The organism is Kocuria rhizophila (assembly GCF_003667225.1).
GTDB lineage: Bacteria > Actinomycetota > Actinomycetes > Actinomycetales > Micrococcaceae > Kocuria > Kocuria rhizophila.
In genome coordinates, this window is record NZ_RCOM01000017.1 from 26,010 (window position 1) to 35,305 (window position 9,296).

8 protein-coding genes are annotated in these 9,296 nt (G+C 72.2%); 5 read left to right on the top strand and 3 right to left on the bottom strand.

The genetic code is table 11. The features are described from left to right. Nucleotides 1-4: 4 nt before the first annotated feature. Nucleotides 5-1,399, top strand: a complete 1,395-nt coding sequence (locus tag D9R02_RS04420; RefSeq protein ID WP_039101094.1) for a GntP family permease — start codon at nucleotides 5-7, stop codon at nucleotides 1,397-1,399. An 85-nt stretch (nucleotides 1,400-1,484) separates the two neighbouring features. Here D9R02_RS04420 and D9R02_RS04425 read toward each other — a convergent pair whose 3' ends face one another. Then, nucleotides 1,485-2,465: a diacylglycerol/lipid kinase family protein gene (locus D9R02_RS04425; protein ID WP_224764877.1), complete on the bottom strand. Its 981-nt coding sequence runs from the start codon at nucleotides 2,463-2,465 to the stop codon at nucleotides 1,485-1,487. 130 nt (nucleotides 2,466-2,595) lie between these two features. Here D9R02_RS04425 and serS point away from each other — a divergent pair, with 130 nt between their 5' ends. The 3 genes from serS to D9R02_RS04440 all read left to right on the top strand — a co-directional run bounded on the left by serS (nucleotide 2,596) and on the right by D9R02_RS04440 (nucleotide 5,674). Beyond that, nucleotides 2,596-3,900, top strand: coding sequence for a serine--tRNA ligase (serS, locus tag D9R02_RS04430; RefSeq protein ID WP_121566418.1), 1,305 nt, complete (start codon nucleotides 2,596-2,598; stop codon nucleotides 3,898-3,900). Nucleotides 3,901-4,063: 163 nt separating this feature from the next. Next, a complete protein-coding gene (locus D9R02_RS04435; protein ID WP_019310560.1) occupies nucleotides 4,064-4,978 on the top strand; it encodes an HAD family hydrolase in 915 nt (304 codons plus the stop codon). A gap of 63 nt (nucleotides 4,979-5,041) precedes the next feature. Further along, the gene (locus D9R02_RS04440) at nucleotides 5,042-5,674 is read left to right on the top strand and encodes a hypothetical protein (protein WP_019310559.1); all 633 of its coding nucleotides are present in this window, start codon (nucleotides 5,042-5,044) and stop codon (nucleotides 5,672-5,674) included. Between the two features lie 53 nt (nucleotides 5,675-5,727). Here the strand turns inward: D9R02_RS04440 and D9R02_RS04445 are convergent, their stop codons facing one another. Further along, on the bottom strand, nucleotides 5,728-6,549 hold the full coding sequence (locus tag D9R02_RS04445; RefSeq protein ID WP_070636666.1) for a hypothetical protein: 822 nt from the start codon (nucleotides 6,547-6,549) through the stop codon (nucleotides 5,728-5,730). A gap of 175 nt (nucleotides 6,550-6,724) precedes the next feature. Next, the gene (locus D9R02_RS04450; protein ID WP_019310557.1) at nucleotides 6,725-7,240 is read right to left on the bottom strand and encodes an inorganic diphosphatase; all 516 of its coding nucleotides are present in this window, start codon (nucleotides 7,238-7,240) and stop codon (nucleotides 6,725-6,727) included. A gap of 291 nt (nucleotides 7,241-7,531) precedes the next feature. Between D9R02_RS04450 and dacB the strand changes: the two genes are divergently transcribed. Beyond that, complete coding sequence (gene dacB / locus D9R02_RS04455) at nucleotides 7,532-9,076, top strand: D-alanyl-D-alanine carboxypeptidase/D-alanyl-D-alanine endopeptidase (protein WP_070636667.1); 1,545 nt, start codon at nucleotides 7,532-7,534, stop codon at nucleotides 9,074-9,076. The last annotated feature ends 220 nt before the right edge of the window (nucleotides 9,077-9,296 follow it).

Genomic DNA, 9,296 nt, shown 5'->3' on the forward strand with positions numbered 1-9,296 from the left:
GTCCATGGAGATCGAGGGCTGGAGCCAGACGCTGACAGCGGGCCCGCTCCTACTCATCGCAGCGGCGGCCATCGCGGTGCTGCTGGTGCTCATCATCAAGTTCCGGGTGCACGCGTTCCTGGCTCTGATCATCATCTCGGCCCTCACCGCGTTCGTCACGGGCATCCCCACCGACCAGGTGGTCCCCGTGATGCTCTACGGCTTCGGCAACACCCTGGCCAACGTAGCTCTGCTCGTGGGCCTCGGGGCGATGCTCGGTCGGCTGCTCGAGACCTCGGGCGGCGCGCAGGTGCTCGCGGACAAGCTCATCGGGGTCTTCGGCGAGAAGCGGGCACCGCTCGCACTGGGTGTGGCCTCCCTGCTCTTCGGCTTCCCCATCTTCTTCGACGCCGGCCTGGTGGTCATGCTGCCCGTGGTCTTCTCGGTCGCGCGCCGGCTGGGCGGCAGCGTGCTCACCTACGCTCTGCCCGCCGTGGGCGCGTTCTCCGTGATGCACGTGTTCCTGCCGCCCCACCCCGGGCCGGTCACGGCGGCCACGTTCTTCGAGGCCAACGTGGGCTACATCATCCTGGTGGGCCTGATCTGCGCGATCCCCGCGTGGTACCTGTCCTCCTACCTGTTCGGCAAGATCGTGGGCCGGCGCATCAACCTCCCCGTGCCCACCATCCTGGGCCGCGCGGAGGACGTGGCGAACCCGCCCGCGGTGGGCAGCGTGGTGGGCATCCTGCTGCTGCCCATGCTGCTGATCTTCCTCAACACCGGGCTGGGCACCCTGGCCAAGTCCGGGGCCGTGTCCGAGGAGACGGCCTCGCAGACCTGGTTCCAGCTGCTGCGCGCGATCGGTGAGACCCCGATCGCCCTGACCCTGACCCTGATCGTCGCGGCCCTGGCCATCGGCAGGGCCCGCGGGCTCAGCGGCTCCGCGATCGAGAAGACCTTCGAGTCCGCCCTGGGCCCGGTCTGCTCCGTCATCCTCATCACCGGCGCCGGTGGCATGTTCGGCGGGGTGCTGCGCACATCCGGGATCGGCGACGCCCTCGAGGACGTCCTCTCGGACCTCGGCATCCCCGTGATCCTGGCCGGGTTCCTGATCGCCGCCGTGATGCGCGTGGCGCAGGGCTCCGCGACCGTGGCGCTGACCACGGCCGCCGGGCTGATCGCCCCGGCGGTGCTGGCCGGGGGCTACAACGAGGTCCAGCTGGCCGCCATGGTGGTGGCCGTGGCGGCTGGTTCCGTGGTGCTCTCCCACGTCAACGACTCCGGGTTCTGGCTGGTGGGCCGCTTCCTGGAGATGGACGTGCGCACCACCTTCAAGACCTGGACGGTGCTGGAGACCATCATCGGTGTGGTGGGCTTCACGGTGGCCGCCGTGATCTTCGGGCTGGCCGGCGCCTTCTGACGCGCCTCTGCCTGAACGAGAGCGTCCCGGCCCGGAAGAACATCTTCCGGGCCGGGGCGCTCTCCGTTCTGGACGGGGGAGCCGTTCAGGCGCCCCGTTCGGGATCCCGCTGACGGATGCCGGCGTCGTCGGCCTGGGACGGTGGGACGCGCACCTTGAGCGAGCGGTGGTCGATGGTGGTCTCGAAAGCCTTGACGTCCCCCAGGGGGTCGCCGTCCACCTCGGACTCGATCGGCTCGTGGAACTCCACCCGCACGGTCTTGCCGCTGTAGTAGTCGATCACCGGCGGCTCGTGGCGGTGCTGCAGCACCACCTTGGCCATCATGCGCAGCCAGCCCACCACGGAGCGGGGGGTCATGACCACGAGGTCCAGGAAGCCGTCGTCGAGCTTGGCGTTGGGCACCAGCACGATCCCCGCCGTGAGCTCCCCGCAGTTGCAGATCATGACGGAGCGCACCAGGCGCGAGACCCACGGCCCGCCGTCCAGGCTGAAGCGGGCCCACCGGGGGCCGCTGAACAGGTGGCGTGCCCCCGCCTCCGCGTACGCGGCCCAGCCCACGAGGTCCTTGAGGTTGTCCTTGGTGTCGGCCATGATCTGCGCGTCGAAGCCCGCACCGCCCATGACCAGGAAGCGGTGGTCCTCGGTGCGGCCGTCAGCGGTCTCCAGGTGCATGACCACGGTGTCGATGGACCTCTCCGAGCCGAACAGGGCCACGTCCACGGAGTGGTGCGGATCCGCGAGGTCCGCCTCGAGGTTGCGGGCCAGCAGGTTGCCCGTGCCCAGCGGCACCAGGCCCAGGGGGACGTCGCCGCCGGCGAGGGACTCGCCCACCGCGCGGATGGTGCCGTCACCGCCCGCGGCCAGCACGACGTCGGCGCCCTGCTCCACCGCGCGGCGCGCCATGGAGAACCCGGGATCGTCCGCCTCGGTCTCGTAGAACACGGGATCTGCCCAGCCTGCCTTGCGGCACGCGATGATGACCGAGTCCCGGGCGACGTCGGCAAGGGCCTTGATGGGGTTGACCACGACGGCCACTCGCTGGGGTTCCCACGGATGATCCTGCACGGGCACCCTTTCCTGGATCGGTTGAGAAGGGGGGTGGAGACGGTAGCGGCCAGTCTACGGTGGCGGGGCCGCCGTGGCGGTCCGGGACGCTGTATCGCGCCCCCGAGCCTCCGTTGGATACCCTGGACGGGTGATCGACATCAACGAGCTGCGCGCCGACCCTGACACCTACCGTGCCTCCCAGACCGCCCGCGAGGCGGACCCGGGACTCGTGGACCGCATCCTCGAGGCGGACTCCCGGCGCCGCAGCGCGATCACCGAGTTCGAGTCCCTGCGGGCCGAGCAGAACGCGTTCGGCAAGAAGGTGGCCAAGGCCCAGGGTGAGGAGAAGCAACAGCTGCTGGCGGAGGTCAAGCAGCTCGCCTCGGACGTGAAGGCCGCCCAGGCCGCGGCGGACGAGGCCCAGGCCACGCAGCAGGAGCTCGTGGCCCAGTTCCCCAACCTCATCGTGGCGGGCATCCCCTCCGGCGGTGAGGACGACTTCGTGCAGCTGCGCACCGAGGGCACGCCCCGGGACTTCGCGGCCGAGGGCTTCGAGCCGCGCGACCACCTGGCCATCGGTGAGCTGCTGGACGGCATCGACATGGAGCGCGGCGCCAAGGTCTCCGGCTCCCGTTTCTACTTCCTCAAGCGGGACGTCGCCCGGCTGGAGACCGCGCTGCTGATGGCCGCGCAGGACCTTGCCCTGGACAACGGCTTCGTCCCCATGACCACGCCCAACCTGGTGCGCCCGGGCATCATGAACGGCACGGGTTTCGACGTGGAGCACGACGACGAGATCTACCGCGTGGGCAAGGACGACCTCTACCTGGTGGGCACCTCCGAGGTGGCCCTGGCCGGCTACCACGCGGACGAGATCCTGGACCTCTCGGACGGCCCGCTGCGCTACGCCGGGTGGTCCTCGTGCTACCGCCGCGAGGCCGGTTCGGCGGGCAAGGACACCCGCGGGATCATCCGCGTGCACCAGTTCAACAAGCTGGAGATGTTCGTCTACTGCCACCCCGAGGACGCCGCTGCGGAGCACGAGCGGCTGCTCGCGTGGGAGGAGCAGATGCTGCAGGCGTGCGGGCTCGCGTACCGCGTGATCGACACCGCCGCAGGTGACCTGGGCACGTCCGCCGCCCGCAAGTTCGACTGCGAGGCGTGGATCCCCACCCAGGGCAAGTACCGCGAGCTGACCTCCACCTCCAACTGCACCACGTACCAGGCCCGCCGCCTCAACATCCGCGAGCGGCTGCCCGAGACCACGGACGCCGGTGGAAAGGCCAAGAAGGGCGGCACCCGCGCCGTCGCCACCCTCAACGGCACGCTGGCCACCACCCGCTGGCTCGTGGCCCTGCTCGAGACCCACCAGCAGGCCGACGGCTCCGTGACGGTCCCCGAGATCCTGCGGCCCTACCTGCGGGGCCAGGACGTCCTGCGTCCCGTCGCCTGACCGCGTTCTGCCGCGGCCCGTCCACGACGCCGCCCGCCCACCGTGCCCACGCGCGGCGAGCGGGCGGCGTCGTGCGTGGCGGTGCGCAGGGGACTTCACCCCCGCGTCACCCGGGCGTCCACCGGCGGACATGCCCCCGTGCTCATGTGACACCATGACTCTCATGACTGACATCCAGGCCGGCACCGACGACCGGCGCACCGACGACCGCGCGACGAGCGCCGCGGACGCGTTCGCGCCCATGAAGATCCAGACCCCGCGCTCCAGCTCCTGGACCAGGGAGGACGGCGTCCAGTACCTCGTGGCGCTGGACGTGGACGGCACGCTCGTGGACCACGACGGCCACATGTCCCGCGGCGTCAAGGATGCCCTGCGCGCCGTGGTGGGTGCCGGGCACCACGTGGTGATCTCCACGGGCCGGTCCATGGGCGCCACCCTGCCCGTGATCCGCCAGGGGCACATCGAGTCCGGTTTCGCCGTGTGCTCCAACGGCGGAGTGACCCTGCGGCTGGACCCCGAGCTGCCGGAGCACTACGAGGTCACGGACCGCGTGAGCTTCGACCCCGCCAACGCCCTGAAAGCACTGGCCAGCAAGCTTCCCACCGCCAAGTTCGCGCTCGAGGGGGCGGACGGGCGGTTCTACTCCACCGAGCGCTTCCAGGACGCCTCCTTCGGCATCGAGGCCGTGGGCGTGGACATCCACGAGCTCGCCGAGATCCCGGCCGTGCGCCTAGTGGTCTACAGCGCCACGGACGCCCCCGGGGACTTCGCGGACGCGATCGAGCAGGCCGGTCTGCACGGCGTGGCCTACTCCGTGGGCTGGTCCTCGTGGCTGGACGTGGCCGCGAACGGCGTCTCCAAGGCCAGCGCCCTGGAGCAGATCCGCGAGCACCTGGGCGTGGACCCCGCCCACACCGTGGCCATGGGGGACGGCCGCAACGACATCGAGATGCTGCAGTGGGCCGCCCGCGGCGTGGCCATGGGCCAGGCCCCGGACGAGGTGGCCGAGGTCAGCCGCGAGGTCACGGGCAGCGTGTACGACGACGGCGCGGCGACCGTCCTGCGCACCCTGCTCTGAGGTCCACGCTCACCGGCGCGGGACACGACCTGTGAAACCTCATGGAACTGCGATACTGAGACCGTGTTCGTCCTGACCCTGACCCAGCGCGTGGCGGACGCATCCCGCCCGGATCCCGAGACGGACCGCGAGGTGTGTCGGCGGCTCAGCGCGCTGCCCACCCGCGCACCGTTCCAGCCCTCGGCCCCCGGTGTGGTCCGCGGTCTCACGGAGGACCCGCAGGCCGCGGTGGACGCCGCCATGACCGGGTTGCGGAACAGCGCGTACGCCGTGGGCATCGGGGTGGGGGACGTGTACCTCACGCGCGTTGACCAGCCGGACGGCCGGGTGGCCGTCACCGCGGAGGGCCCGGGCATGGGCTTCGGGCACCACGCCGCCCAGCACACCCGCAGCACCGACCGTGTGGCCGTGCGTGTGAGCGCGGCGGACCCGGAGGCCGCGGCGCAGGCGGAGGCCGTGCTGCGGATCGTGGGCCACATCGTGGCCGTGCGCAGCGAGGCCGAGTGGCGCGTGGTGGACCTCATGGTCCCCGGTGCGCGAGGACAGCAAAAGGCCGCCGCGCAGCAGCTGGGCATCACCCCGCAGGCGGTGTCCAAGGCCGTGGTCCGCTCCCTGTGGAACGAGGAGTGGCGGGCCCGCCCCGCGGCGGCCACGCTGCTGCGGCTGTGCGAGGCCCCCGGCACGTTCGAGGGATAGCGCCCTGGACCAAGAGCGCACGCTCTCACCCGGGGAGAACGCGTCCCCGGTTCTCACCACCAGGTGTCCACGGGATGTCCGGCCCCCGTCAGGTCCGCCGCCAGCAGGGGCAGGCACTCTGCGGGCAGCCGCAGCGAACCAGCCACGTCCCGGGCGTCGAAGTAGCCCGTGAGCCACGAGAACGCGGGGTGGTCCTGCGCCAGGGCCTCGCAGCGGGCCACCACGGCCGGGACGTCCTCCTCGGGAGGGAACACCCAGAAGGACTCGAGGTCAGTCAGCTGGAACAGTCCGATCCCGTGGTGCCGCGACCCGGCCGGACCGTGCGTCTGCGCGGGAGGCCTGGCAGCTGCGGGCTGGTCCCAGGCCCGGGACGGACTGCGCACCCACCCGCCCGACGCCGCCGGGCCCAGGGCGGGGGCCAGCGGATCCAGTTCCCAGCGCGGTGCTCCAGCGAGCCAGTCCGGAGTGGTGGGAGGGAACAGGGGCGCCTGCGGCGACTCCGGCCACCGGTCCCGCCACGTGGCGAAGCTGCCCGCCTCGATCCGGTCCCAGAACCGCTCGGCACCCAGGTCCACGGAGACCTCGGCCACGCTGCTGCGCTCCCGCGACCACGGGACGGGCCCGGTGTCACCGGGCAGCTGAGCGGCCTCCGAGGTGAACGGTCGGGAGGCGATGTCCGGGTGGGCGGTGGGTGAGGGCAGCGGCACGGCCCCGGCCGCGGAGAGCAAGGTGCGGACCCGGTCCATCAGGTGCTCCGGACCGAGCACCTGGGTGGAGTCCGTGCCGTGGAAGACGTAGACGCGCGCGGCGCTCTCGTCCTGCGGGTCGTGCACGGTCACCTCCGGGGTGGACAACGGGTGTGCGGTGGGGGTCACCGCCGCGGGAGAGCTTCGTCAGAGACCATCGCGCCGCCGAGCCCTCCAGGTGGCGCCGCGACGATCCAGGATCATCCGACCACGGCCCGGCGACACGCATAAGGAGCCGTGAGACGACGGGGTCCCCGCCGCCGGAGCGCTCCGGCAACGGGGACCCCTCGGAGTCCTGTGGGAATCAGCCGTCCTGCTCGGCCTCCGCGGCGGAGTCGTACTGCGACTGCTCGAAGCGCTGCTGGGCCTCGACGATGAGACGCTCGGCGGTCTCCTTGCCCTCCCAGCCCTCACCCTTGACCCACTTGTTGGGCTCAAGGTCCTTGTAGCGCTCGAAGAAGTGCTGGATCTCCTTCTGGCGGAACTCGTTGACGTCCTCCAGGCCCTGGATCTCGTCGTAGCGCTTGTCGGTGGACACGCACAGCACCTTGGCGTCCCCGCCGGCCTCGTCCGTCATGTTGAACACGGCAATGGGACGGGCCTCCACGATCACGCCGGGCATGATGTCCACGTCCATGATGACCATGGCGTCCAGGGGATCGCCGTCCTCGCCCAGGGTGTCCTCGAAGTAGCCGTAGTGCGTGGGGTACTGCATGGAGGTGAAGAGCACGCGGTCCAGGCGGATCCGGCCGGTCTCGTGGTCGATCTCGTACTTCACGCGAGAGCCGCGGGGGATCTCGATGGTGACGTCCAGCTCCATGGTGACACTCCTTGAGTCGTGATGATGTGACCCGGGCAGCGCGCTCACCCGGCGCCCACGGCGCACCGGGCGCGTGGGCAGATGACTCCACGATACCGGCCACGCCCGTCACGGTCCCACCGGCCGCCCGCCGACCGCACGTCGGTTGCCCGGGGTTCCGGGCCGTCACCCCGGTCACCGCGGGCACCCCGGGGCGCGGGTCGTCCCTCTCGTCCAGGGACACGGACCTCGCGAGTCCTGAGAACCGGGCGGCGCGTTGTCCCCGTCGGAGCGGTGCAGAACAATGGGGCCATGCCATCTTCCTCCCGGCGCTCGCGGGCCGCCCGCCTCCCGTGGGTGCTCGTGTGCGTGCTGCTCACACTCGCCGTGGCGGTGGCGGGTGTGCTCGCGGTCCCCGCGATCGCGGGCGAGCTCGCACCCGCGGCCCAGTGGCGGCGGACCCACGCGGAGCTCGGGGCCGGCGCCTCACCGGAGTCGTCCTCCGCCGGATCGGAGGCTCACGACGCCGCCGCGGGAGAAGCGGGGTCCGGAACCTCGAGCGCGTCCGCAGGTGCGGAGGACGCGGGGCCCCGGGCGGCGTCGTCGTCCGAGGAAGCCGCCGCCCCCGCGCCCCTGGACCCCGCAGAGGTGGAGCGCGCTCTGCACGCGGGGCTGGCCGGGGCGCCGGGCACCGCGGCGGCCACCGTGAAAGAGGCTGGGCAGGACACCGCGCTCGCGGGGCGGTCACCCGGAAAGCCCATGGTCCCGGCCTCCAACCAGAAGGTGCTCACGGCCCTGAGCGTGGCCGAGCACGTGGCGCCCCAGGAGCGGCTGGCCACCACCGTGGTCGCGGGCGAGGAACCCGGGGAGCTCACGCTCGTGGCGGGCGGGGACACGCTGCTCGCCCCCGGCGCGGGGGATCCCGGGGCCGTCAACGGCCACGCCGGGCTGGGCACACTCGCCCAGCGCACCGCCGAGACCATGCGCCAGGAGACCCCGGGAGGCGTCTCGGGGCCGGTGTCCGTCACGGTGGACACGAGTCTGTTCGCGGGACCGGACCGCAACCCCGCCTGGGAGGACGAGGACGTGGCCTCCGGGGAGATCACGCGGGTCTCCCCGATCGCCCTGTACTCGCACCGTGTGCCCGCCCGGGACGGCACGGATCCGGGGGCCGCGGGGGAGCGGCCCGAGGATCCCGCGGTGGCGGCCCTCGACGAGTTCGCGCGCCAGCTGCAGGCAGAGCTCGGCGACGCCGCCCGGGTCACCGCGCGCGGTCGGGCCCGTGCGCCCGCGGAGGCCCGGGAGGTCGCCCGCGTGGAGTCGGCACCCGTGCACGAGCAGAGCGCCTACATGCTCGCGCACTCGGACAACTCCCTCGCGGAGACGCTGGCCCGTGTGGCCGCTGGGCGCTCCGGGCGGGAGGCCGGCGTGGCCGGTGTCCAGAACATGCTGCCGGCCACCCTCCGGGAGCACGGGATCGACGCCACCGGCCTGCACGTCCTGGACGCCAGCGGCATGGCACCGGGGAACAGGGTCACCCCCACCACGCTGGCGGGCGCCCTCGACACGCTGCTCACCGAGCCGCGTTTCGCCCCGTACGCCCGGGGTCTCCCCGTGGCCGGGGGCACCGGCACGCTCTCGGAGCGCTTCGACGATCCGCAGGAGGCAGCCGCCCGTGGCGTCTCGCGTGCCAAGACGGGCACGCTGCTGGACGTCGTGGCGCTCACCGGGTACGTGCAGCGGGAGGACGGGCGCGTGCTGGTGTACTCCGTGGTGCTCAACGGCGTCACGGGGAGCACGGACGAGGCCAAGGACCACGTGGACCGCACGGTCGCGGAGCTCGCGCGGACCGGGTGACTCCGGGTCGCACGCAAGGTCGTGCGGGACGGCCGACCCGGGCGTGCCGGCGTGGTGCGCTCCCTCCGTTCGGCGGTCTGCGGCGGGTGACTTCCCACCGAGCACGTCAGCCCGGTGTGGTTGAGTGAGCGCATGAGCCGAGAACTGACCCGCCGCTCGCTGGTCGACTGGGACGCCGCCGCCCAGATCGCCGCCAAGGTGACCCCCGCAGGACCCACCC

Excerpts from the sequence above, each read along its gene's own strand:
- D9R02_RS04420 (WP_039101094.1), top strand. The coding sequence starts at position 5 with ATGGAGATCGAGGGCTGGAGCCAGACGCTGACAGCGGGCCCGCTCCTA.
- D9R02_RS04435 (WP_019310560.1), top strand. The coding sequence starts at position 4,064 with ATGACTGACATCCAGGCCGGCACCGACGACCGGCGCACCGACGACCGC.
- D9R02_RS04450 (WP_019310557.1), bottom strand. The coding sequence starts at position 7,240 with ATGGAGCTGGACGTCACCATCGAGATCCCCCGCGGCTCTCGCGTGAAG.
- dacB (WP_070636667.1), top strand. The coding sequence starts at position 7,532 with ATGCCATCTTCCTCCCGGCGCTCGCGGGCCGCCCGCCTCCCGTGGGTG.